The sequence below is a fragment of the Chryseobacterium limigenitum genome, assembly GCF_900114875.1.
GTDB lineage: Bacteria > Bacteroidota > Bacteroidia > Flavobacteriales > Weeksellaceae > Chryseobacterium > Chryseobacterium limigenitum.
Map to the genome: position 1 here is coordinate 332,156 of NZ_FPKW01000001.1, position 25,098 is coordinate 357,253.

The window sequence follows — 25,098 nt, forward strand, 5'->3', positions numbered from 1 at the left end:
AATATAATCATTAAAAATATTGCAAAAAGAAAAATATTTAATTAGAAATAATGTTAGAAATATTTTGATACGTACGAAAAAGGATTATTTTTGCATTAATTATAAATTGAATTGAAGAAAATTGTCATTTTTTCATTATTTCTGTCAGGAATTGTTTCTTATGCTCAAACAGGAACAAATGTTTATCCGTTTTTAAATATTCCTGTATCTGCCAGACAAGCGGCCTTGGGTGGAGATGCAATTACCATAAGAGATTATGATGTTTCTTTTGCTATTGCAAACCCGGCGTTACTGAATAAAGATTCTGATAAACAGCTCTCCGTGAACGGTGCTGCGTATCTAGCCGACTCAAAATACGGAACGATAGCTTTCGCCAAAGATTTTGATAATGGTCACATGGCCACGATCAATGCAAGGTATATGAGCTATGGGGACATCCCGCGAACGGACGAAAGTGGTTTTGAGAACGGAAATTTCACAGCCTCAGATGTTGCCGTGGGAGCCGGATATGCGTATCAGTTTGAAGAAGACTGGACGATCGGTGGAGGGGTCAACTTCATCACTTCAAAAATTGATAATTATACATCTTCTGCTATTGGAGGGAATTTCGGAGTTACTTATCACAATAAGAAACGTAAAGAAGTTGTTTCTGTAGTTGCACGAAACTTTGGATATCAGTTCAAATCTTTCAATGGAACGAGAGAAAACCTTCCGTTCAGAGTAGATTTAGGATATACTAAAATTTTGACAGCGATTCCTTTGGCGATTACCATTACTGCTCATGATTTGCAGCAGCTTGATATTTCTTCCGAATATAATGTAAACGGTCAGGAAGTGAATGTCGGACGAAAAATTGCTGATCACTTCTCCATCGGAGCAGAATTATTCCCCGAAAAAAGTTTTAACATCAGATTAGGTTACAACGTAAAAAGAGGAAATGAACTGGCTGTTGCAGACCAAAGAAATTTTTCCGGACTTTCCGGAGGTTTTGGGATCAAAATTGCAAAATTCAGGATAGATTATGCACATATAAGATATCATAACTCTTCGAATGTCAATCAAATAGGAGTTTCTATGGATCTTAGCGGGCACAGATATTAATTTTCGACAATTAAGAAATTATTATTTTAACTAATAAAATTTCTTACTATTTCTTGGTTTTTGAGAAAATTTTTTGAAATTTGCGGTATGAAAAAACCTGTAATAGCTATCGATGGGTACTCGTCTACCGGAAAAAGTTCAATATCCAAGGTCATTGCCGACAAATTAGGAATTGTTCATCTGGATACGGGTGCGCTTTACAGAGGTATTACCTGGTTTGCGCTACAAAATTGTCTTAATGATAATGGGTCTATCAATTTGGAAGGATTATTTTCTTCTTTAGATCAAATTCAGCTTGAGTTTAAAAATAACAGTGGCGAATTGGTTCTTTATCTTAATCATATTGATATTTCCAAGCAAATCAGAAGCAACGAAGTTTCTGCCAACGTGAGTTTAATTGCAAAACAAAAAGAAGTAAGAGACTTTTTACTTCAGTCTCAACGTTCTTTGGCAGAAAAAGGCGGGATTATTATGGACGGACGTGACATCGGGACAGTAGTTCTGCCAAATGCGGACTTCAAATTTTTCCTTACTGCCAGTATTGACGAAAGAACAAAAAGAAGATACAACGAACTTTTAAGTCTGGGAATCGAAGCAGAAGAACAGCAGGTAAAGGAAAACCTCATTATTCGCGATAAGATAGACAGCGAGAGGGAAATTGCCCCATTGAAGCAGGCCGACGACGCCATTGTTATCGACAATACCAACCTTACCAAAAAAGAAACTATTGAAAGTATTCTTTCCTTTATTAAAAACTTTTAACAATTTTTAATAAACAACGCCCTGTTTTGGTACATTAATTGTAAGATTTAAAGCGTAAAAAACTAATATTTATTAACTATTAAAAAAACGAAAAATGTCTAGAAAAGGAAACAATTCAGCAGGTATATTAGCGGGACTTCTTGCAGGTGCTGCAGCAGGTGTAATTTTAGGAATGCTTTATGCTCCGGAAGAGGGAAAAGAAACTAGAAAAAAAATTAAAACTAAGGCTAACGATCTTAAAGATCAGGCAAAAGAAAAGTATGGAGAAGTTTCTGAAAAAGTGAAAGACCAATATGGAAATATTTCATCTACTTTTAAAGAAACAGCGAATAATGTAGCTCATACAATGAAAGATGGTTACGATAAATACAAAGATCAGATTGTTTCTAAAACTACAGATGTAGTAAAAAATGTAGAAGCAGAATTGAACGATCTTAAAAAATAAATAATTTATTTTTTAAGTAAATTATAAGAAGGAACTTTAGTGTACAAAGTTCCTTTTTTTGTAACTTTAAAAAAAAACAATGATAGAAACTATAAAAGAATACGCATCTAAGAGAATCGATCTTTTAAAGATTGAAGCTACGGAAAAGTCTTCTCTTTCTGCCGGTATCATTGCCTATCTTACCATATTACTTACCGCTTTTGCTTTTTTTATCATCCTTTTTAATTTTGGGATGGCATTTCTTATTGGCAAAGCTTTAGATAATACTTCTTATGGATTTTTAATTGTTGCTGCCTTTTACTTTGTAATTATGATTCTTGTCGTTGTCTTTAAAACCAGAATCGTAAATTCGGTAGCAGATCAGGTAATTAAATTTTTAAATCATTAAACTATGGGCAGAAACTACGACAGCTTAAAAGAATTAAGAATTAAGAAAAATTTATTGAAAGGCGAAATCAATGATTTGGAAAATCTTCTGACTTTTAAAAACACGAAAGAAAGCTTAAGTGCATTTACCAATGGTTTAACAGATCAGTATCTGCAGGAAAAGGTAGATGAAGATGGTGATGAAAAAATTGTTCTCAGAAAGGATGTTATTGCGAAACAATTAACCTCTGAGGTTAAAGATATGTTTGTCAATAGAAATACGGCTATGGGAATTGCTAGTTCTGCATTAAAAGGAAATGCAATGGACAGTCTTATCAAACTGGGAATCACTGCTTTGATAGGGAATTATGCGAAGAAAAACATGAGCAGTTCTAATTGGAAGAAAAAACTTCTGGGCGCAGCGTTGATCTACGTTGCTCCTATTGCCTTAAAATTTGTAAGAAAAAGATTAGAAAGCTATCAGAAAAATAAAAGTGTTTCAAGCTTGGAACAGCTTATATAATGTTGTAGAGTGGGAGAATTTTAAGATTTGAAATAACTCAGACTCTCCCACTCTAAAACTCTATTTCTCTCCCACCCTGAAAAGTTGTCCTAAAATAATCCCCGCTGCCATCGAAACATTCAGGCTTTCTGTGGATTGGGATTTTCCAAATCTTGGGATACTGATGCTTTTCTGAAGCAATTTTTCTGTTTCCGGGCGCATCCCGTTGCCTTCATTACCTAAAATAAGATTCATTTTTTCAGGTTTTTTGAAAGTATAGATATTTTCACCCTCCATATCGGTTCCAATATTTATATTTTTTGTGCTTGAACGATATTCAACCAAATCTGTATAGACCATGTTTACCCTTGTAAAAGAGCCCATAGTCGACATAATAACCTTTGGATTATAAACATCCACCGTATCTTCACTGCAGATAATCTGCTCTATTCCGAACCAATCTGCCAGTCGAATGATCGTACCCAAATTTCCGGGATCCTGAATTCCGTCCAACACAAGCTGAACATTTTTATCCTCAAATATTTCTTCTGATTTTAGGTAACAAACCGCTACAGAATCTTTTGGAGTTTTCAGGAAACTAATTTTTTTCAACTCATTTTCAGACACATGAGTGATGGGGACATCCGTACGGTCCAATTTTTGCGGATCGGTAGAAAATATTTCTTTAATTTTAAAATTAGAATTAAAAAGTTCACAAATGATTTTATTACCTTCAACCAAAAACAAATTGTATTTTTGTCTGAACTTCTTTTTATCTAAAGACTGTAAAATTTTTATTGTATGAGCTGTAAGCATTATAAGAATTCTCCTCAAAAATATTATAAAATTATCTCATTTGCAACATTTGTTGGCCTTCTTTATGCTTGTAGTACAACAAAGAAAGTTCCGGATGGTGAATATCTGCTTACACAAAACAATTTTGAGTTTGAGGATAAGAAAGAACTTTTTGATGGTGAACTGAAAAATTACGTTCAGCAGAAACCGAATAAAAAGCAGTTTCTCTTTATGCCTTTAAGTTTATGGCTGTACAATGCTGCTAATCCTAAGTATGATACAATTCTTAATGAATACATGACCTACCCTAATGAAATGAGAAATCAGAAATTACGTGATTCTCTTTTTATTAAGTATAATATGAAAAGTAGTGTCGGGAAAAGTCTTTTAATAGACAGATTGTATCATAATTGGGGATCACCTCCGGTAATTCTAGATCAGACAAAAACTGAAAAAAGCGCGCAGTCTATTGAAAAAAGATTAACCTATCGTGGTTATTGGGATGCAGAAGTGAAATTCAAGCATGCTTTAGATTCAGCATCTAAAAAAGCGGCAGTAACCTATTTTATTACCCATAAAGATCCATCTCTTATTAAAGAATATTATTACAATATTCCGGATCCCAGAGTTAAAAATATTTATCAGCAAAAGATTCATGAAACTCTTATAAGATCTGGGAAAATCCTTGATCAGACCGTTCTCGAAAAAGAGGTTACAAGAATTAATGATCTTATGAAAGAATATGGTTATTATAAGTTTAATAACTTTAATGATGAAATTTATTTCGTTGCAGATTCTTTAAAAAGCAGAAAACAAATTCCACTTACTTTAGAAATTCATAAAGATTCTATTGACACACCTTATAAGGTTGCAACAATAGGAAATATAGACGTTGCTATCGTTGATGAAGCCGACGATTATCCTAAAAACACTACAAAAGACAGTTTAAGAGGCATCAGATTCCATAAAGTAAACAATCAATACAAAACAAGGCCAATCTGGAGATCAATTATTGTTGGAAGCAATCAGGTTTATGATCAGAAAAAATTAGATCTTACGAAGAGAAATCTTTTATCGATGAATAATTTCAGCATCATAAAAGCAAAAGACTCCTTAAGACATGGTGGCGGAACATCTCCCAACGACAGTATTGTTGATGTAATGTATTTGCTTAAACCACTTCCAAAATATGAATTAAAGGTAGGAACTGACATTAATTATTCTCAGTTATTGAACTTAGGAATCTCCCCTTCGATAGATTTAACAACGCGAAATGTTTTTAATGGTGCAGAAAACCTTTCTACAAGTCTTTCGGGAACTTTTGGTTCTATAAGAAGTACGAAAGATATAAGCAAACGTATTTTAGCGTATGAAATTTCGGCGCAGGCTTCATTGAGTTTCCCAAGGTTATTGCTTCCTTTTGATTATTATAAATTCCTTCCAAAAAGATACAGTCCGACCTCTTCTATTGTCTTAGGAGCTGCGGTTCAGAATAATATTGGTTTGGGTAGAGTGAACTTTAATACAGGGTTAAATTATTTTGCGACAGTAAACGACAAAGTTTCTCACAGACTTACGCTTTTCAATACACAACTGAGTTTAACAAAGAATAAAGACGCTTATTATAATTATTTTGTAAATGATGGTATTATAAGAGATGAAGTTTTTAATGATTATTTTCAGTCTAAGCCTACGGTCGGACAGGAATATGCTTCAGGACAACTTACAAGTGATGATGTTTCAGAAAAGATCATAAATGACCTTGATTATGTCGGGACTCTTGATAAGGAAGGAAGAGACCGATTAACGGCATTTTTAGGAACGTTGGTTAATAAAGACAGACAGACGCAGGATGTTATTATTTCGTCAATGATCTATAATTTTGTTTATAACGAAATTGGTAAAAAAGATTATCCAAATGCGTTTTACTTTAATGGAAAAGTAGAATTGGCCGGTAATATTTTAAGCGCATTCAATCAAAAAAGAAATGACGGAGGTATCGTAACAAGCCCTGAAAGAACCATTTTCGGAATTCCTTATGCTCAGTTTATAAAATTTGATGTTGATGTAAGAAAATATTTCAAATTTAATAGCAATCAGACCTTAGTTTTACGTCAGTTTATTGGGGTGGGGATTCCTTATGGTAACTCCTCTTCAATGCCTGTGATCAGGTCTTACTTTAATGGTGGTTCCAACGACATCAGAGCTTGGGTTGCTTACGGAGGCCTTGGGCCATCTGATTCTCAGGTTGATGAAAGAGTTCGAACTTACATGACAGACAACGTAAAGCTGACGACGAATATCGAATATAGAATTCCTTTCAATGAAATGTATGAAGGGGCGATATTTACGGATATCGGTAACACTTGGAGTCTTAAAAATTATAATGACGGATATGGAGATGAGTTTAAATTCAATAAATTCTTAGGTCAAGTTGGTGTAGGTAGTGGTTTTGGATTGAGGGTAAATGTAGCTTATATTACGCTTAGACTGGATCTTGCCTATAAAATCTATGATCCAAATAAACCGGATGGCGACAGATGGAGATTTAAAGATTTTCAGCCTTTCAAACCAACTCTGAATATCGCATTCGGGTATCCTTTCTAATCAGGAGAAATTCCCAATACAAAATATACTACAGCAATTACTCGAGCCAGAATCTCTCTGGCTTGATTTCTGTAGAAGCTTTCAGGTTTATTGACATCCTGAGCGTCAAAACCTAATGCATTCATATTATTATTTCTTGCAAAAAACAACGCACGAAGATTATGAAAACCTTGTGAAACAATAATCACATTATCTTTTTTGTAAACGTCTTTGCAGCGCAAAATGCTTTTATAAGTATTAAAACCTTTTGGATCTTCTGTAATAATATCTTCCGGAACACCTTCCTGATAAACCAGATATTTTTTCATAGCAGCGGGCTCGTTGTAGCCTTTACTTTTTTCTCCACTCACAATGATTTGCTTAATTTTTCCGTGATGATAAAGAAGAGCTGTTGCGTCCATCCTTTTCGTAAAATAAGGATTAGACATTCCCGATCTCATTTTGGGTGATGTTCCCAAAACCAAGGCAATTTCGCGGGGCGGAATTTTTGAAATTTTAGTATAGGTTCTACCTCCTGTAAGAGCAAACACCCAGGCATTGGCGAGGCATATCAGCAGAATTCCAATTTCTACGGATATAAAGGCAAGGTTAAATATGTTTTTTACAACTCTCAAATGAGATCAAAGTTAAGCTTTATTTTATTAGTTTTTGCTATAGACATACAGGCTAAAATTTTTCCCTGAGCTTCTTCTTTTTCCGTTAAATATTCATTTTCCAGCAGCTCAACTTCCCCTTCTTCAAGATAACATTCGCAACTTCCGCAAATCCCTGATTTACACGAATAAGGAACAGAGAATTTTTGACTCAATAACTGTTGAAGAATTTTATCCTTATTATCCGGCAATTCTGTGTGATATTCTTTTCCGAACATGGTAAAATCAACTTGCACATTTTCAATTAAAGGAAATTCTTTTTCTATTGGATAAATATCGTCATTAAATTCTTCAAAAAGCTCAAAGTGAATATTTTTCTTAGGAATCCCGTGATGATAACATGCATTTGCCAGCGTTTTAATCATCTCCCCCTTTCCGCAAATCAATACTTCATCTACAGCATCCCAAATGGTAGATTCTTCATCGGTATCGTCTAAATGTAGGATTTGATTAATAATTAAATTCAATTTCTTGGCATCCAATCTTCCATAAAAGAATTGATCGGCCGTTTTTTCCCGAGAAAAGAAGTAAAAAATCTGCAATCTGTCACCACAAGTTTTTGCAAGGTTATCCAGCCATTCTTTGTAAACGAGTTCCTCAGAATTCTTATTTCCAAAGAATAAAAATAATCTTGTTCTTGGTTCTGTATGAAGAATATTTTTAAAGTGACTTAAAATTGGAGTAATACCAATTCCCGCAGCAAAAGCAACGATCGTCCTGAATTCATGAGGTTTAGAAACCAATGTAAATCTCCCGCTCGGCTCACTTACAAGCAGTGCATCTCCTTCCTTATAATTTTTAAATAGTTCGGAAGTCGCACCATCAGGCGAATTTACTTTTATTCCTAAACTTATTTTTTTCTCATAAGGAGCAGACGTCATTGAATAATCATTAATAACATCCTTACCATGAGATTGAAATTTTACACTTACAAACTGCCCTGCTTCAAATTGGAAATTTTCCTGCAAATTCTCGGGAATCTCAAACTCCAGAGAAAAAGTATTTTTGGTAAGTTCTTCCTTTTTTGTTACTTTTAACCAATGAAACTGCGTAAGTTTCCCTTTATAGATTTGTTGTTCCATACTTCAATTCAAAAATAGCTAAAAAATAATTTATGAGGAAGATAATTTTATCCACGCTTGTTTTAGTTGCACTTTCAAGCTGTAAAAAAGAAAGCCAGAAAACTGATGAAAATGCTGTCACCACAGATTCGGTTAGTGTTTCACAAAATACAGAACCCGCTTCTTCTGCCTTAGCATTAAAAGTTTTGACTACACAACAGGCTTCCGACTTTTTAAAAACTAAAAATGACACTTTATATGTAACCAATTTCTTTGCAACATGGTGTGGGCCTTGTGTAAGAGAAATCCCACATTTTAAAGAAAAAATCACGGAATTAAAAGGAAAACCTGTAAAAATCACCTTTGTAAGTGTTGATAATAAAGATGTTTGGAATACAGATGTTCCTCGTTTTGTAAACGAACAGGGCATTACTGAAAACACACTGTTGCTTGATGGAAAACTTCTTGATGCCAACTTTTTCAAAAGCAATTTCACAAAATGGGACGGAGGAGCAATTCCTTTTACCTTTATGAGAAAGGGCGATAAGACCGATGAATACTTGGGAATGATAACTCCTGAGTTATTAGATTCTAAAATAAAATCTTTTCTAAAATAAATCTTACAGAATTTTTTCTGAATGATGTCAAATAAATTTAAGATCCTGTGTTTACTGTTTTTAATCGCCATTATTATTACAGCGATCATTAATCTGAACACAGGATTTTTAAGTCTCAATGTTCAGGATTTCTTCATGAGCTCTGAGAATAATCAAATTGCGGAAATTCGTGTTAACAGAGTTCTGGTAATGCTTTTGGCAGGAATTTCAATCCCTACTTCCGGTTTTTTGATGCAGGAATATTTTCAGAATCCTTTAGCCGGGCCGGATATTTTAGGGATAACTTCTGTCGCCAGTTTATCTGTCGCATTTTATATATTTTTTTCTTATAATATTCTTCTTCCCGAATTTCTTCAAAACAGCTTTCTGAGTTTGTCTGCCATTGGCGGAAGTTTACTTCTGATGTTGGTTTTATTATCGATGTCGAATAAATTTCAGGATAAATCTTACTTAATAATTTTTGGATTTTTGGTTTCCGCATTTGCCGGAGCAATTGTTTCATTACTTCAGTTTTATGCTGAAAATCAAAGCCTGAAAAACTATATTTTATGGTCTTTCGGAGCCAATAATATGGTAACGAGAAATCAGATTTATGTTTTATCAATTCTAGTTTTGATAGGATTGTTTATCTGTTTTAAAACCATAAAACCTCTCATTGGAAATTCTTTAGGAACTTCATACGCACAAAGTTTAGGCGTAAATTTGAATCAATTAAAATTATTAATTATTGTAGCTTCTTCCCTACTTTCGGCTTCTATTACAGCGTTTTTGGGGCCTATTTTATTCATAGGAATCATTGTTCCGCATTTTTGCCGATTGGTTTATAATCCCGCAAAACTTTGGCAGCAATGGATTTTAAATATGTTTTTGGGAATGTTGATGATGTTGTTATTTTCAATCGTTGCCGAAAAGACCCACGTTCCTTTAAATGTGATAAGCTCTATATTTGGAATTCCTGTGATATTAATGATGCTTTTGAAACAGAATAAAGTTTAGTTGTTGGTTTTTCGCAAAGACGCAAAGTTTAATTAAATGTTTTGTGTTTAAGGCGCAAGGATTTTATCTTTGATAAAATTTAGAACGCAAAAAATTATTCTGAATTAATTTGGTACGTTGCTTGCTGAAAATCCTTGATTTTCTTGCGCCTTAAAAATAGCTTGGAGATTGAAATCTTTGCGCCTTTGCGAAAAACCAACAAACTAAAAAAACACAACACAAATGACAGAAAACGAATTATCAAAGATTGTCTTTGAGACAGGATTAAAAATTCATAGAAAACTCGGAGCCGGATTATTTGAGCACGTTTATGAAGAATGTCTATTTTATGAATTGATAAAAACAGGATTATTTGTAGAAAAACAAAAACTGCTTCCAATTGTATATGAAGAATTGAGAATAGAAAATGCTTTCAAACTGGATATGATCGTAGAAAACAAATTGATTTTGGAAATAAAAACTGTTGATTACATCAATTCAACTCATAAAGCTCAACTTTTAACTTATTTAAAAATGACAAATTGTAAATTAGGTTTATTACTGAATTTTCAATCTGATATCTTTAAAAATGGGGTAACTAGAATCGTAAACTTTTTATAAATTAATCAGTATAAAAATTTGACAAAGTCAAATTCCTTGCGCCTTAAAACACTATTTTTGTAAAAAAATTGCGCCTTTGCGAAAAACCAACAAACAGAAATGCACCTACAAATCAATCAAGCAAACATCGGCTACAATAGTGCCTTAATTTTAAATGCTTCTGCTAATTTGAATTTAGGCGATGTATGCCTATTAATTGGTAACAACGGTGTCGGGAAAACAACTTTAATCAAATCTATTCTTCATCAAAATCCTTTGTTAGATGGAGAAATTTCTATTAATCATAAAAATATAAAAAATCTTTCTGTAAAAGAAATCGCGGAAAATATTGCAGTTGTATTTTCAAAGTCCATTATTCCGCAAAATTATACGGTTGAAGATCTTATTTCGCTGGGCAAATATATTTACTATCCTTTCTATTTTGAGCTTAAAAAAGAAGACAGAGAAGAAGTTTCTGATATTATTGCCACATTAGATTTGCATCAATACAAGGATACTCTTCTTAAAAACCTTTCAGACGGAAATCTACAAAAAGCGTTTATTGGACGAGCTTTAACGCAAAACTCTCCTATCATTATTCTTGATGAACCAACAACTCATTTAGATGAAAAGAATAAAATTATCATCTTAAAAACACTTAGAAAATTAGCCAAAGAACAGAATAAATTAATTTTGTTTTCTTCCCACGACTGGCGATTGGCAAAAGAGTTTGCAGATAAAATCTGGTACGTAAAAGACAATCATTTATACTCCGGAATTGTTGAAGATATTTTGCTTCAACATGACGAGCTAACGAACGCTTCTTTATTTCAGGTTAATGAAAATTTTGTAGCTCCAAAAATCATTGCGCCTGATTTTTACAAAGAAATGTTGTATTCTTTGCTTCAAAAAAACTTCCAAAAAGATCTCTCTTCATTAAATTTTGAACTTCAAGGCAACTTTTGGGTTATTTCCAATGATTCAACCAAACAACAATGCGAATCCTTTGAAGAAATAGTTAATTTAGTGAAAACCATTTACTAATACGTATTTTTCTTTATTAACTTTACATACTATGCATGCATAGTATTATGCTAATCATACAATTTAATCATCTAACTGTCAGCTTATTAACAAAATTTAACGTTAATAAATACTATGCATGCATAATATTTACTACATTTGAATTAAACCATTTCCACAAACATGATGGACAATAATAAAGATAAAATAGAAAATGTAGATCTAATTTTAAAGCAGACTTGGCTGGCTGTTTCTAAAATGTATACAGATCTTGCTCAGGAACATGATTCCACGGCTGTTCAGGCGCTTACTCTTCTTAAAATTGATCCAAAAGAAGGGACAAGAAGTACGAATTTAGGTCCTAAAATGGCCATCGAACCTACTTCATTAACAAGGATCATCAAACTTCTTGAAGACAACGGATATATCTATAAGGAAAAAACAACCACGGACAAACGCGAAGTAATTATCAAGCTTACAGATAAAGGTTTGAATTCCAGAAATATGTCTAAAGAAGTGGTTGTCAACTTTAACAAGAGAGTAATGGAAAAAATTGCTCCCGAAAAGTTGGATACTTTCAAGGAAGTTATGGTTGAGATCATGAAAATCGCTGTCGATTTAAATAATAAAAAATAATATAACAAATCAATAAATCAAATGAAAAGAAGAATCAAACACGTAACGGTTCTTGGTTCAGGAATTATGGGAAGCGGTATTGCGGCTCACTTCGCTAATATTGGCGTAGAGGTTTCGCTTTTGGATATCGTTCCTTTTGAATTAACTGAAGCAGAACAGAAAAAAGGTTTGACCAAAGATGACAAAGCGGTAAGAAACAGAATCGCTTCTGAAAACTTTGAAAAACTGAAAAAAGCAAGTCCGGCTCTACTCTATTCTCCGAAATTCGCGGATAGAATCAAGGTTGGAAATTTTGATGATGATTTACCAAAAATAAAAAATACAGACTGGATTATTGAAGTTGTGGTTGAAAGACTGGACATCAAAAAATCAGTTTACGAAAAAATCGAACAGTTCAGAAAACCGGGAACTTTAGTTTCTTCAAACACTTCCGGAATTCCAATTAATATGTTGGTGGAAGGAAGAAGTGACGATTTCAAACATTATTTTGCAGGAACGCACTTCTTTAATCCTGTGAGATACCTTCCTCTTTTAGAGATTATTCCAACAAACGATACAAATTCGGAAATCATTGATTTCTATATGAATTATGGAGCAAAATTCTTAGGTAAAACAACCGTTTTAGCAAAAGATACTCCTGCATTTATCGCGAACAGAATCGGAGTTTTCTCAATGATGGATTTGCTTCACAATGTTCAGAAATTAGGTTTAACCGTTTCTGAAGTTGATAAATTAACAGGCCCAGTAATCGGTCGTCCAAAATCTGCGACATTCAGAACTGCTGATGTTGTTGGTTTGGATACATTGGTAATGGTTGCAAATGGCGTTCGTAACAGTGGTGTTGAAGCTAATAATTTCAATGATGTTTTTGCGCTTCCAAGTTACATCCAGAAAATGGTTGATAATAAATGGTTAGGTTCAAAAACGGAGCAAGGTTTCTATAAAAAAGTGAAAAATGCAGAAGGAAAATCTGAAATTCACGGATTAAATCTAGATACTTTAGAATACGAACTTCAAGGAAAATCGTCTTTCCCGACTTTAGAATTAACTAAAAATATTGATAAGCCAATTGACAGATTTAAAGTCTTAATTGGCGGAAAAGATAAAGCCGGAGAACTTTACAGAAAATCTTTAGGTGCACTATTCGCTTATGTTTCGCATAAAGTTCCTGAAATTTCTGATGAAGTTTACAAAATCGATGATGCCATGAGAGCAGGTTTCGGTTGGGAAAACGGTCCATTTGAAATCTGGGATGCCGTTGGCGTTCAAAAAGGTATTGAATTGGCTAAAGACGCAGGTTACGAAGTTTCAGACTGGGTTAAAAATGTAGAGACTTTCTATAAAGTTAATGATGAAGGACAAACTATTTTCGTTGATAAAAATTCAGGAGAATACAACAAAATTCCGGGTCAGGATTCTTTCATCATTTTAGATAATATAAGAAAAAACAAAACGCTTTGGAGTAATTCGGGAGCTTCGATTGAAGATTTAGGTGACGGAATTATCAATTTCGAAATCCGTTCTAAAATGAATTCTCTTGGAGGCGAAGTTTTAGACGGGTTAAACAGAGCAATTGATTTAGCTGAAAAAGAATATGATGGATTAGTTATCGGAAATCAAGGCACGAATTTCTCTGTTGGAGCGAATTTAGCGATGATTTTAATGATGGCTATCGAACAGGATTGGGATGATTTGAATATGGCGATTGCTTATTTCCAAAAATCGATGATGAGAGTTCGTTACTCTTCTATTCCTGTCGTTGTTGCTCCTCACGGAATGACGCTTGGTGGTGGTTGTGAAATGACCATGCACGCAGACAGAGTGGTTGCTGCAGCCGAAACGTACATCGGATTGGTTGAAACCGGAGTTGGTGTAATTCCCGGCGGTGGCGGAACGAAAGAATTGACATTGAGAACTTCAAGAGAATTCCATAGCGACGATGTTAAAAACAACAGACTTCGTGAAGCTTTCATGAATATTGCCATGGGTAAAGTAGCAACTTCTGCTTATGAAGCTTACGATATGGGAATTCTTGAAAAAGGAAAAGATATTGTTTCCGTAAGCAAAAACAGACAGATCGCAGAAGCTAAAAAGATTGCAAAATTATTGGCTGAACAAGGTTATACTCAACCTATCGAGCAAAAAGTAAAAGTTTTGGGTAAAGATGCATTGGGAATGTTCTACGTTGGAACTGATCAAATGTTAACAGGAAACTTCATCTCTGCACATGACAAGAAAATTGCAGATAAATTAGCCAACGTAATGGTCGGTGGAAATCTTTCTGAACCAACGATCGTAACTGAACAGTATTTATTGAATCTTGAAAGAGAAACTTTCTTACAACTTTGTGGCGAAAGAAAAACATTGGAGAGAATTCAATATATGTTACAAAATGGAAAACCATTAAGAAATTAACTGTCAAGTTTTGAGCCACGAAGTGGCGAAACAACAATAGCATCGGGTGAAACCCGGTGTAAAAATAAAAACCAAAATTAAAATGTCAAAACAAGCATACATAGTAAAAGGATTTAGAACAGCGGTAGGAAAAGCGCCAAAAGGCTCCCTTCGTTTTACTCGTCCTGACGTAATGGCGGCTACAGTTATTGAAAAATTAATGGCTGAACTTCCGCAATTAGACAAAAACAGAATCGATGATCTTATCGTAGGAAACGCAATGCCGGAAGCTGAACAAGGCTTGAACGTTGCCCGTTTGATCTCTTTAATGGGATTGAATACAGACAAAGTTCCCGGAGTTACCGTCAACAGATATTGTGCATCAGGAAGTGAAGCGATTGCGATTGCTTCTGCAAAAATTCAGGCAGGAATGGCTGATTGTATTATTGCAGGCGGTACAGAATCAATGTCTTACATTCCTATGGGTGGTTACAAACCGGTTCCTGAAACAGAAATTGCAAAAACAAACCCCGATTATTATTGGGGAATGGGATACACTGCGGAAGAAGTTGCAAAACAATATAATATTACAAGAGAAGAACAGGATCAATTCGCGTTTGAATCTCACATGAAAGCTTTAAAAGCTAATCAGGAAGGTAAATTTGCCAATCAGATTGTTTCAATTCCTGTTGAATATAATTTCTTAGATGAAAACCAGAAAATGCAGACTAAAAAGTTTGATTTTTCAGTTGATGAAGGGCCAAGAGCAGATACTTCATTAGCTGGTTTGACTAAACTAAGACCTGTATTTAAAAACGGAGGAAGCGTAACTGCCGGAAACTCTTCTCAAATGAGTGACGGAGCAGCTTTCGTAATGGTGATGAGTGAAGAAATGGTAAAAGAACTAGGATTGGAGCCAGAAGCAAGATTAGTCGCTTATGCAGCTGCAGGTCTTGAGCCAAGAATCATGGGAATGGGACCGATTTACGCTATTCCAAAGGCTTTGAAACAAGCCGGGTTAGAATTAAAAGATATTGATTTAATCGAATTAAACGAAGCATTCGCATCTCAATCTGTTGCCATCAAAAAAGAATTAGACTTAAATCCTGATATCTTAAATGTAAACGGAGGAGCCATCGCTTTGGGTCACCCGCTTGGATGTACAGGAACAAAATTAACCGTTCAACTTCTTGACGAAATGAGAAAACGCGGAAACAAATACGGAATGGTTTCTATGTGCGTTGGAACGGGACAAGGAGCAGCTTCAATCTTTGAATTGCTATAGAACAAAGAATAAAGAGAAAAGACGAAGGTGAAACATAATTTTAAGAATCTAAACATTTGGAAGTTGGCTATTGAATTAGCTAATGACACCTACATTCTTACTGATAGTTTCCCGAAAAATGAAGAATTTGGATTAAAATCTCAACTTAGAAGATGTTCTGTTTCAGTTGCTTCAAATATTGCTGAAGGATCAAGCAGAAGTTCAAATAAAGATTTCAATCGATTTTTGGAAATAAGTCTTTGATCTCTTTACGAATTACAAACTCAAATTATAATTTCTTCAAACAGAAGTTATTTTGATTTGTCTAAACTTGAAAATATAGAAAATAAAATCACAGAATTACAGAGAATGATTTCTGGCTTTCAAAAAAACTTAAAGTTGTAAGTCTTTATTCTTTTCTCTTTATTCTTTAAATCTAAAAAATTAAAACAATGAGTGATACACTTAATAAAACATTAAAAGGAGGAGAATTTTTAATTAAAGAAATTCCAGCTAATGAAATATTTTCTTTGGAAGAACTTTCTGAAGAGCAAAAAATGCTTCGCGATTCTGCGAAAGAATTTATAGATAGAGAAGTTATTCCGCACCACGATCGTTTCGAGAAAAAAGATTATGCATTGACAGAAGAAACAATGCGCAAATTAGGTGAAATGGGACTGTTAGGAATCACTGTTCCTGAAGAATACGGCGGTCTTGGAATGGGATTCGTGAGCACAATGTTGGCTTGTGATTATGTTTCAGGTGGAAATGGTTCATTAGCAACAGCTTACGGAGCGCATACCGGAATCGGAACACTTCCAACGCTTCTTTACGGAAGTGAAGAATTAAAAAAGAAATATCTTCCGGATTTAGCTACAGGAACAAAATTCGGTGCTTATTGCTTGACAGAACCTGATGCCGGTTCTGATGCCAACTCAGGAAAAACAAGAGCAAAATTGTCGGAAGACGGAAAACATTACATCATCAACGGACAAAAAATGTGGATTTCTAATGCAGGTTTTGCAGATACTTTCACTTTGTTCGCTAAAATTGATGATGATAAAAATATCACTGGTTTTGTTATTAATCGTTCAGAGCTTGAAAATCCTGAAAGTTTGACTTTCGGTGAGGAAGAGCATAAATTAGGAATCCGTTCATCATCTACCCGTCAGGTTTTCTTTAATGATATGAAGGTTCCTGTAGAGAATATGTTGGGTGAAAGAAACAATGGTTTCAAAATCGCTTTGAATGCTTTGAATGTTGGTAGAATTAAATTGGCTGCGGCTAATCTTGACGGACAGAGAAGAATTTTAAACCACTCTATTCAATATTCAAACGAAAGAAAGCAATTTGGGGTTTCAATTTCAACTTTCGGAGCGATCAGAAAGAAAATTGCAGAAATGTCAACCGGAGTTTTCGTAAGCGAAGCAGGTTCTTACCGTTTGGCAAAAAATGTTGAAGACAAAATTGCAGAATTGGTTGCAGGAGGAATGGATCATCAACAAGCTGAATTAAAAGGTGTTGAAGAATTTGCAGTAGAGGCTTCTATTCTTAAAGTTTTCGTTTCTGATCTTACTCAAAATACAGCCGATGAAGGAATCCAAATCTATGGTGGAATGGGGTTCTCAGAAGATACTCCGATGGAATCTGCATGGAGAGATGCAAGAATCGGAAGAATTTACGAAGGAACCAATGAAATCAACAGACTTCTTGCGGTTGGAATGTTGATCAAGAGAGCGATGAAAGGGGAATTAGATTTATTGTCTCCTGCAATGGCGATCAGCAAAGAATTAATGGGAATTCCATCTTTCGAAGTTCCTGATTATTCAGCATTCATGAGTGAAGAAAAAGCAATCATTGCAAATCTTAAGAAAGTTTTCTTAATGGTTTCCGGAGCTGCACTTCAAAAATACATGATGGATATTGAGAAACAGCAACATTTATTATTAAATGCTTCTGAAATTCTTAACCAGATCTACATGGCAGAATCTGCAGTTTTAAGAGCTGAAAAACACTTCTCTGCTGATTCTGTGGAGGCTGCAATGGCTCAGTTAAACCTTTACAAGGCTATTGACAAAATTATTGCTGGTGCAAAAGAAGGCATTGTTTCTTTTGCAGAGGGCGACGAACAGAGAATGATGCTTTCAGGATTAAGAAGATTTACAAAATATACAAATACTCCAAATGTTGTAGCATTGACTGAGAAAGTGGCTGCACATTATATTGGAAAAGGAGCTTATTAGTCTTTTATATATAAATTTGATTTTAAAACGTCTCAATTTTTTTTGAGACGTTTTTATTTTTTTCATAAATTTTTATTATTTTTATTTGAAAATTAACAAACTTATAAATATTAACAATGGGAAAATTTATTATTTCTAAAAGAACAAATGGTGATTATCAATTTAATTTAAAAGCAGCAAACGGACAGATTATTCTGACCAGTCAGGGATATAATTCTAAATCCGGATGCGAAAATGGGATTGAATCTGTAAAGAAAAATTCTCAGGACGATAACAAATTTGAAAGACATACTGCAAAAGACGGTCGATGCTATTTCAATTTAAAAGCTTCAAACGGACAGGTCATCGGAACCAGCCAAATGTATGAATCCGAAAACGGCATGGAAAATGGAATTGAATCTGTAAAGAACAATGCATCAGGTGCTTCTGTGGAAGATCAGACCAATTAATAATATTCTGTAAAATAATAATAAAAAAATGTCTCAAATTTTGGGGCATTTTCTATTTTTGTATTCTACTTTACATATAATGACAAAAGACGAACTGCTTCACAGAGCAATAAAAATAGCTGATAAAGCACATAAAGGGCAGACAGACAAATATCACGCTCCATACATTGCTCACGTTATGCGAGTGATGGAATATGGCAAAACAATGGATGAAAAGATCGTTGGCGTACTTCACGACGTTGTAGAAGATCATCCTGTAGAATTCAGTCTGGATTATTTACGAGGTGAAGGTTTTCCTGAGTACATTATTTTTGCGATCAGCTGTCTTACAAAATTCGATCCTGATGAAGAATATGACGATTTTGTGAAAAGAACCGAAAGATCTCCTTTGGCTGTAGCCGTAAAGCTCAACGATCTTCGCGATAATATGGATCTTCGAAGAGTCAACCGCGAACTTCTTCCTAAGGATATCAAAAGATTCAATAAATATTTAAAAGCTTATCATTATTTGATTGATAAATATTAAAATATAAAAACTCCTTACATTCTATTGAATCTAAGGAGAATTTGTTTTATTTTCAGTTAAAAGAAGAAATTTATTTTTAATCCGCTCCCGGATAATCAAACGTTTTCACAGGATGATTTGTTCCGTCGATATTGATGTTTAATGCAAGATAAACGAAATGGAAATTTTGGTTTGAGGATGCATTAAATTCTCTCTGCCAAAGATATCCTGCTGCAATTCCGAAATTATTGTCAATCTGATAACCCCCTCCCGCATACACTCTGTTTCTTGCGAAAGTAGGTTTCATCGGTGTTACAAGGAAAATCTCGTCATAAACATTCGCGAAAACCGTTCCTTTTTTTACCTCTTTTGAGTTTAAAGGAACACTTACGTTCAAACGGTAACGGTAACGCATTCTCTGGGAATTTTTATCTGTTTGTGGTTCGTGAAACCATGATTTTTCAACACGAAAACGGTTTTCAAACTTTACAACACCTTTTTTAACGTCAATCACATCCTGTAACCAAACTCTGAACTCTTCTTTGTTGATCGCGTGATCTTTATAAGTTGCATATCGTCCTAAACCAACAAAAGGCTTGTGATTTTTGGTAAGATTGTATCCTAATCCACCTTTTATTTCGTAATAATCAGGATACGTATAATCTTCAATACTTCTTAATTGACCTTCCGCATACATGAAAAATTTTGGATGAAATTTATAAGTCAGGGTCAGCGCATTGAAGCTTGAAATATGTTCTTGAGCTTTAAAAAATGTTAGACTTAAAAGTAAACTGAGACTTAAAAAGAGTTTCATCTAAAAAAAATTTTTGCAAATGTAATTGAATTAACACTAGATTAACAATTTCGTAATATTAACTTTAATTCATTCTCAATTAACATTTACTTAATATTGATGTTATATGAGAAACCAACGTGAAACCATCTGTTAGGCATCTTTACGCCGAAGGTTTCAGTATATTCTGTATTAGTGACATTATTAATTAAAATATACACTGAAAAGTCTTTTTTAACGAAACTTAATTTTTCATCTAAAAGATTATAACTCCCTAGATTTAGTCTGTCGTTATATCTGTAAACAACCTCATTTGTAAAATTTCCGAGGAATTTTGTTTCTAATTTAGCAATAAACTGATGCTTTAAATTATCCAGAACATATCTTGAAACAAAGTCATTGGAAGCATTAAATTTATTATCCAGATAAGTATATCCAACACTGTATTTCAACCAATCTAAAACTCGGTGATTAAGCTCTGCTTCTACTCCTTTTATAGTTGTATCTCCTACATTTTGAGCATACCAAATCGGATCATTTAAAGAAGCTTTAACCCAATCAATAGAGTTATTGGCTCCTCTTAAAAATCCACTGACTTTAGCTAAAATATTTTTATTCTGAAACTGATATCCAATTTCTGAGTAAACCGCACTTTCAGGAGTTAAGTTAACATTTCCCTGCTCTGTTTTACTTACATAATAAAGATCTGTAAAAGTTGGAACTCTGTGAACTTTAGAAATATTTCCATAGATTTTATTGTTCGGATCGAAATTATACCCTACATCCAATCCTGGATAGAATAAATTTCCTTCATTGGAATAATTTGCCCACGAAACTCCTGGGGTAATATTTAATTTTTTATCTAATAAAGAAAAATGATGTTCAAAAAAGACCTGAGAAACAAAACGGTTTCTGTTTCCTAAATTATTACTCGCCAAAAACTCTTTTCTCAATTCCACACCAATACCTGTCGTTCCTAAGCCCCATTGATAGCTTGAATTCACTTCACCGCCTACATTGTTACCAATGTGCATATTTCTGTAGATTTCAGGTTTTTCACGGTTAAAAAGATACATATCCTGCCCTCTTCTCCAATATACATTTGAGTTTAATCTGAATTTTCCAAACGTTTGCTGATGCGCCAAACTTACGACAGAAGCCTGAGTTTCTTCATATTGCTCAGTTGCCAGCGGAGACGAATAAAAACCATTTGCTCCAAATTTTTTCTCTGAAAAACCAGCCTGCAACTTAATATCTCCATCTTTTATCGCTAATTTACTCTGATAAAAAACGTTTCTGATCTCGTAATCCGTATTATGCATATATCCTTCAGACGATGCAGAATTAGCCTGAATTGAATTCGAGAATTTTTCATTTCCAATACTTGCGTTTAATCCTAAGCCGTATGTTTCATAATCCCCTCCTTCAGCGCTTATTTTAACTCTTTTTCCCGGATTTATTTTAGTGATGATATTGATAGCTCCGGCATAAGCGTTTTGTCCAAACCTTCTTGCTGCAGGACCTTTTATCACTTCAATTCGTTCTACATCATCAAGATCTACAGGAATATTCATCGAGTTATGACCTGTTTGAGAATCATTCATCCTGATTCCGTTTAAAAGTAAAAGCACCTGTTCAAAAGAGCTTCCGCGGAAACCAATATCACTCTGTACGCCATTCGCTCCTCTTCTTCTGATATCCATTCCTGGAATTTGCTGAAGAATTTCATCAATGCTTTTAGCAGGAGAATTTATAATATCCGCTTTTGTAATAATGGTAATATTTTGGTTGGCACTTTTATATGGTGTTGAAATAAATTTGCCCTGTACAGCAATAGTATCAATATCGGTTGTTTTTTCCTGTGCCTGAGCGAAAAGCATCGTTCCAAGAAAAAGAACACTTCCTACTTTTTTAATCATGTCTTATGAGAATTATTCTTCAGTTAGTTTTTGCAGATTAGCAAGCCCAAAAATAATAGAGTTAATCAAGACAGGCAAATGATAGTTGTCATAAAAAAAAGATGCAGTTTTCTGCATCTTTAGTCTTTTTGGGAAGTAAATTCTATCTTTTTCTCATTAAATGTGTAACTAGATCTCTGAATAATTTTCTCATTTCTATATTACATATTTATGAATACAATTTTAATTAATTTTAATATACAAAACAATACTTAAACAAAAAAACATAATGAAAATCATAAAATTTAACATTGGCGGGTAATGATATGCTGTGAATATTATGTTTCAGTTGATGATTGTTTAATTCTTTCTCATGAATTGATAACATATTTCAGCCTTAAAAAGTAACCTCGTGTTTAAATAGATTCTTTGAATGATAATGAAACACTTTGAGGTAAAATTTTCCGTTAAAAATTCGTATTTTTGTTAGTCTTAAATTTACTATGGCTTTAACTACAGAAATAGATATAAAAAAACAGGTTTTTGTTAAAAATGCACATCTTAACAACCTGAAACATATAGATGTATTGATCCCTAAAAACAAGCTTATTGTTATTACGGGAGTTTCCGGAAGCGGAAAATCATCTTTAGCTTTCGACACGATCTATGCTGAAGGGCAGAGAAGATATGTCGAGAGTCTGAGCTCTTACGCGCGTCAGTTTTTGGGTAAATTAGAAAAACCAAAAGTTGATGATATTAAAGGTTTGGCACCATCCATCGCCATTCAGCAGAAAGTAATTTCTTCCAATCCGCGTTCTACAGTAGGAACTTCTACGGAGATCTACGATTATATGAAGCTTTTATTCGCAAGAATCGGGAAAACATTTTCTCCGGTTTCGGGTGAAGAAGTGAAAAAAGATTCGGTAACGGATGTGGTTGATTATATTAAATCATCAAAAAAAGATACCTCTTTCTTATTGATCGCTCCTTTGGAATATGACGTTGCCAATTTTAATGAAACTTTAAATATCCTAAAAGTTGCAGGTTTTACAAGACTGGAAATCAACGGAAACGTTGGAGGAATTGAAGATCTGGAAAGTTTCGGTTTCGTTCCTGAAAAAGGAATGTCCATTAATTTGGTGATCGACCGTTTTTCTTATGAAGAAGATGAAAGTTTTCTTCAAAGATTGGCAGATTCTATCCAGATGGCTTTTTACGAAGGCAGAGGTCATTGCGCCCTTAAAAATATTGAAACAGAAAGTGTAAAAGAATTCTCCAACAAATTCGAATTGGATGGAATGGAATTTCTTGAACCCAACGTTCATTTTTTCAGTTTTAATAATCCTTACGGCGCTTGTCCGACTTGTGAAGGGTATGGAAAAGTGATCGGAATTGATGAAGATTTAGTGATTCCAAATAAAGCATTATCCATTTTTGAAGATGCAGTTGCTTCATGGAAAGGAGAAACGATGAGCGAATGGAAGAAAGACTTCATTAAAAAAGCAAAGGACTTCCCTATTCATAAGCCTTATCATCAGTTATCCAAAGAGCAAAAAAACTATCTTTGGAAAGGTGACGGAAGCAGCAGTTTTCCATCGCTTAATAATTTCTTCAAAATGCTTGAGGAAAATTTATATAAAATCCAGTATCGTGTGATGCTTTCCCGTTACAGAGGAAAAACGCTTTGTCCGACATGTGAAGGTTTGAGATTGCGTGAAGAAACGAGTTGGGTGAAGATTGACGGTCATAACATTCAATCCGTTATTGAGCTTCCTTTAGATGAATTACTTCCTTTAATTGAAAGCTTTAAACTGTCTGATCACGATAAAGAAGTCGCAAAAAGATTATTATACGAAATCACAACCCGTATTGAGTTTTTATTGAAAGTCGGGTTGGGATATTTAACCATTAACAGAACATCAAATACGCTTTCCGGTGGTGAAAGTCAGAGAATTAACCTGGCGACGAGCTTAGGAAGTTCTTTGGTGGGTTCAATTTATATATTAGATGAACCATCGATCGGATTACACTCAAGAGATACTGAAAATTTAATTGGAGTTTTAAAAAATCTTCGTGACCTTGGAAATACCGTAATCGTTGTTGAGCATGATGAAGACGTCATGAGAGCTGCAGATTACATCATCGATATTGGTCCGGAAGCAGGTTATCTTGGTGGTGAATTAGTATTTGCAGGAGATTATAAAGAATTGAAAAATGCTGATACGCTTACTTCTAAATACCTGACAGGAAGATTAGAAATCGAAGTTCCTGCAAAACGTAGAAAAGCAAAAGAATGGATTCATATTAAAGGTGCGAGACAAAACAACCTTAAAAATATAGATGTTGACGTTCCGTTGGAAAGTCTGGTTGTAATTTCAGGAGTTTCGGGAAGTGGAAAATCAACTTTAATGAAAGAAATTCTTACGAATGACATTCAGATCCAACTAGGAATGGGCGGAAAAAAAGGAGATTACGATTCTGTAGAATTCCCGAAAAAGCTGATCAAAAATATTGAATTAATTGATCAGAACCCTATCGGAAAATCATCCCGTTCGAATCCGGTAACGTATTTGAAAGCGTATGACGACATCAGAGATCTTTTTGCCAAACAGAAAGTATCAAAAATGATGGGTTACAAGCCGAAACATTTCTCTTTCAACGTTGATGGCGGAAGATGTGACGAATGTAAAGGAGAAGGTGTGATCAATGTTTCGATGCAGTTCATGGCTGATATTGAGCTTGAATGCGAAGTTTGTAAAGGCACCCGTTTCAAAAATGAAATTCTGGAAGTGAGATTCGATGAGAAAAACATTTCCGATATTCTTCATATGACGGTTGATGAATCACTAGAATTTTTCAAAGAAAATAAAGAAGAAAAAATTGTCACCAAATTAAAACCTTTACAGGAAGTTGGTTTGGGATATCTGCAGTTGGGACAAAGCTCTTCTACTCTTTCCGGAGGTGAGGCGCAACGTGTGAAATTGGCTTCTTTCCTGGTGAAAGGCGTTACAACAGATAAGACCTTATTTATTTTTGATGAGCCGTCAACAGGTCTGCATTTCCATGATATTCAAAAATTATTGAAGTCTCTGCAGGCATTGATCGATCTTGGGCATTCTGTGATCGTTATTGAGCATCAGCCGGATATTATAAAATCCGCCGATCATATTATCGACATCGGTCCGGAAGCCGGAAAATATGGTGGTGAAGTGGTTTTCACAGGAACACCGGAAGAATTAGCAAAAAATAAAAAATCTCACACAGCGAAGTATATTAAAGAGAAACTGGAGAATTAAAAATACAAATAGAGCGTCAATTTAGACGCTCTATTTTTTTTGTTAAACACTATTGACACAAATATTCCCGAATTAATTATTGTGCATAAAAAAACAATCATTTTCTTAATGCT

At 34.3% G+C, this 25,098-nt stretch carries 22 protein-coding genes and 1 pseudogene; 18 read left to right on the plus strand and 5 right to left on the minus strand.

Translation table 11 applies throughout. The features are described 5' to 3' along the window. The first annotated feature begins 111 nt into the window (after nt 1-111). From porQ to BT156_RS01635, 5 genes are all read left to right on the plus strand, one after another. On the plus strand, nt 112-1,101 hold the full coding sequence (porQ, locus tag BT156_RS01615; RefSeq protein WP_072406550.1) for a type IX secretion system protein PorQ: 990 nt from the start codon (nt 112-114) through the stop codon (nt 1,099-1,101). 87 nt (nt 1,102-1,188) lie between these two features. Continuing rightward, the gene (cmk, locus tag BT156_RS01620) at nt 1,189-1,863 is read left to right on the plus strand and encodes a (d)CMP kinase (RefSeq protein ID WP_072406552.1); all 675 of its coding nucleotides are present in this window, start codon (nt 1,189-1,191) and stop codon (nt 1,861-1,863) included. Between the two features lie 94 nt (nt 1,864-1,957). After that, nucleotides 1,958-2,308, plus strand: a complete 351-nt coding sequence (locus tag BT156_RS01625; RefSeq protein WP_072406554.1) for a YtxH domain-containing protein — start codon at nt 1,958-1,960, stop codon at nt 2,306-2,308. A gap of 79 nt (nt 2,309-2,387) precedes the next feature. Further along, nucleotides 2,388-2,696 carry a phage holin family protein gene (locus tag BT156_RS01630; RefSeq protein WP_072406556.1) on the plus strand — a complete coding sequence of 103 codons (309 nt, stop codon included), beginning with the start codon at nt 2,388-2,390 and terminating at the stop codon, nt 2,694-2,696. Between the two features lie 3 nt (nt 2,697-2,699). Beyond that, nucleotides 2,700-3,197: a phosphoribosyl-ATP pyrophosphatase gene (locus BT156_RS01635; RefSeq protein ID WP_072406558.1), complete on the plus strand. Its 498-nt coding sequence runs from the start codon at nt 2,700-2,702 to the stop codon at nt 3,195-3,197. 60 nt (nt 3,198-3,257) lie between these two features. On the opposite strand, the gene BT156_RS01640 is transcribed toward BT156_RS01635, so the two are convergent. Next, nucleotides 3,258-3,992, minus strand: a complete 735-nt coding sequence (locus BT156_RS01640) for a TrmH family RNA methyltransferase (RefSeq protein ID WP_072406560.1) — start codon at nt 3,990-3,992, stop codon at nt 3,258-3,260. Between BT156_RS01640 and tamL the strand changes: the two genes are divergently transcribed. Continuing rightward, nucleotides 3,978-6,578 carry a translocation and assembly module lipoprotein TamL gene (gene tamL, locus BT156_RS01645; RefSeq protein ID WP_072406562.1) on the plus strand — a complete coding sequence of 867 codons (2,601 nt, stop codon included), beginning with the start codon at nt 3,978-3,980 and terminating at the stop codon, nt 6,576-6,578. The two genes, BT156_RS01640 and tamL, sit on opposite strands and share 15 nt — an antisense overlap. On the opposite strand, the gene BT156_RS01650 is transcribed toward tamL, so the two are convergent. Continuing rightward, nucleotides 6,575-7,192, minus strand: a complete 618-nt coding sequence (locus tag BT156_RS01650) for a SanA/YdcF family protein (RefSeq protein ID WP_072406564.1) — start codon at nt 7,190-7,192, stop codon at nt 6,575-6,577. The two genes, tamL and BT156_RS01650, sit on opposite strands and share 4 nt — an antisense overlap. After that, on the minus strand, nt 7,189-8,313 hold the full coding sequence (locus BT156_RS01655; RefSeq protein ID WP_072406566.1) for a flavin reductase family protein: 1,125 nt from the start codon (nt 8,311-8,313) through the stop codon (nt 7,189-7,191). Before BT156_RS01655 ends, BT156_RS01650 begins: the two co-directional genes overlap by 4 nt. Before the next feature lie 32 nt (nt 8,314-8,345). Between BT156_RS01655 and BT156_RS01660 the strand changes: the two genes are divergently transcribed. The 11 genes and pseudogenes from BT156_RS01660 (at nt 8,346) to BT156_RS01710 (ending at nt 19,019) form a co-directional block, all read left to right on the plus strand. Further along, nucleotides 8,346-8,909, plus strand: coding sequence for a TlpA family protein disulfide reductase (locus BT156_RS01660; RefSeq protein WP_072406568.1), 564 nt, complete (start codon nt 8,346-8,348; stop codon nt 8,907-8,909). Between the two features lie 24 nt (nt 8,910-8,933). Further along, complete coding sequence (locus BT156_RS01665) at nt 8,934-9,905, plus strand: FecCD family ABC transporter permease (protein WP_170857263.1); 972 nt, start codon at nt 8,934-8,936, stop codon at nt 9,903-9,905. Between the two features lie 222 nt (nt 9,906-10,127). Further along, nucleotides 10,128-10,505, plus strand: a complete 378-nt coding sequence (locus tag BT156_RS01670; RefSeq protein WP_072406572.1) for a GxxExxY protein — start codon at nt 10,128-10,130, stop codon at nt 10,503-10,505. Between the two features lie 99 nt (nt 10,506-10,604). Further along, nucleotides 10,605-11,528, plus strand: coding sequence for an ABC transporter ATP-binding protein (locus BT156_RS01675; RefSeq protein WP_072406574.1), 924 nt, complete (start codon nt 10,605-10,607; stop codon nt 11,526-11,528). A gap of 165 nt (nt 11,529-11,693) precedes the next feature. After that, entirely contained in the window at nt 11,694-12,143 is a 450-nt protein-coding gene (locus tag BT156_RS01680; protein ID WP_072406975.1) for a MarR family winged helix-turn-helix transcriptional regulator, read from the plus strand. Nucleotides 12,144-12,164: 21 nt separating this feature from the next. Then, the gene (locus BT156_RS01685) at nt 12,165-14,558 is read left to right on the plus strand and encodes a 3-hydroxyacyl-CoA dehydrogenase/enoyl-CoA hydratase family protein (protein WP_072406576.1); all 2,394 of its coding nucleotides are present in this window, start codon (nt 12,165-12,167) and stop codon (nt 14,556-14,558) included. An 82-nt stretch (nt 14,559-14,640) separates the two neighbouring features. Then, the gene (locus BT156_RS01690; RefSeq protein WP_072406977.1) at nt 14,641-15,822 is read left to right on the plus strand and encodes an acetyl-CoA C-acyltransferase; all 1,182 of its coding nucleotides are present in this window, start codon (nt 14,641-14,643) and stop codon (nt 15,820-15,822) included. Nucleotides 15,823-15,849: 27 nt separating this feature from the next. Continuing rightward, nucleotides 15,850-16,206 (plus strand): annotated as a pseudogene (locus BT156_RS01695) (four helix bundle protein). 47 nt (nt 16,207-16,253) lie between these two features. Beyond that, the gene (locus BT156_RS01700; protein ID WP_072406578.1) at nt 16,254-18,044 is read left to right on the plus strand and encodes an acyl-CoA dehydrogenase family protein; all 1,791 of its coding nucleotides are present in this window, start codon (nt 16,254-16,256) and stop codon (nt 18,042-18,044) included. A gap of 116 nt (nt 18,045-18,160) precedes the next feature. Then, entirely contained in the window at nt 18,161-18,493 is a 333-nt protein-coding gene (locus tag BT156_RS01705; RefSeq protein WP_072406580.1) for a YegP family protein, read from the plus strand. A 79-nt stretch (nt 18,494-18,572) separates the two neighbouring features. Beyond that, nucleotides 18,573-19,019 carry a phosphohydrolase gene (locus tag BT156_RS01710; protein ID WP_072406582.1) on the plus strand — a complete coding sequence of 149 codons (447 nt, stop codon included), beginning with the start codon at nt 18,573-18,575 and terminating at the stop codon, nt 19,017-19,019. 76 nt (nt 19,020-19,095) lie between these two features. Here the strand turns inward: BT156_RS01710 and BT156_RS01715 are convergent, their stop codons facing one another. Continuing rightward, entirely contained in the window at nt 19,096-19,812 is a 717-nt protein-coding gene (locus tag BT156_RS01715) for a DUF2490 domain-containing protein (protein ID WP_072406584.1), read from the minus strand. A gap of 86 nt (nt 19,813-19,898) precedes the next feature. After that, nucleotides 19,899-21,710, minus strand: a complete 1,812-nt coding sequence (locus BT156_RS01720) for a TonB-dependent receptor plug domain-containing protein (RefSeq protein ID WP_072406586.1) — start codon at nt 21,708-21,710, stop codon at nt 19,899-19,901. Between the two features lie 482 nt (nt 21,711-22,192). On the opposite strand from BT156_RS01720, the gene uvrA reads away from it, so the two are divergent. Then, nucleotides 22,193-24,985: an excinuclease ABC subunit UvrA gene (uvrA, locus tag BT156_RS01725; protein ID WP_072406588.1), complete on the plus strand. Its 2,793-nt coding sequence runs from the start codon at nt 22,193-22,195 to the stop codon at nt 24,983-24,985. The last annotated feature ends 113 nt before the right edge of the window (nt 24,986-25,098 follow it).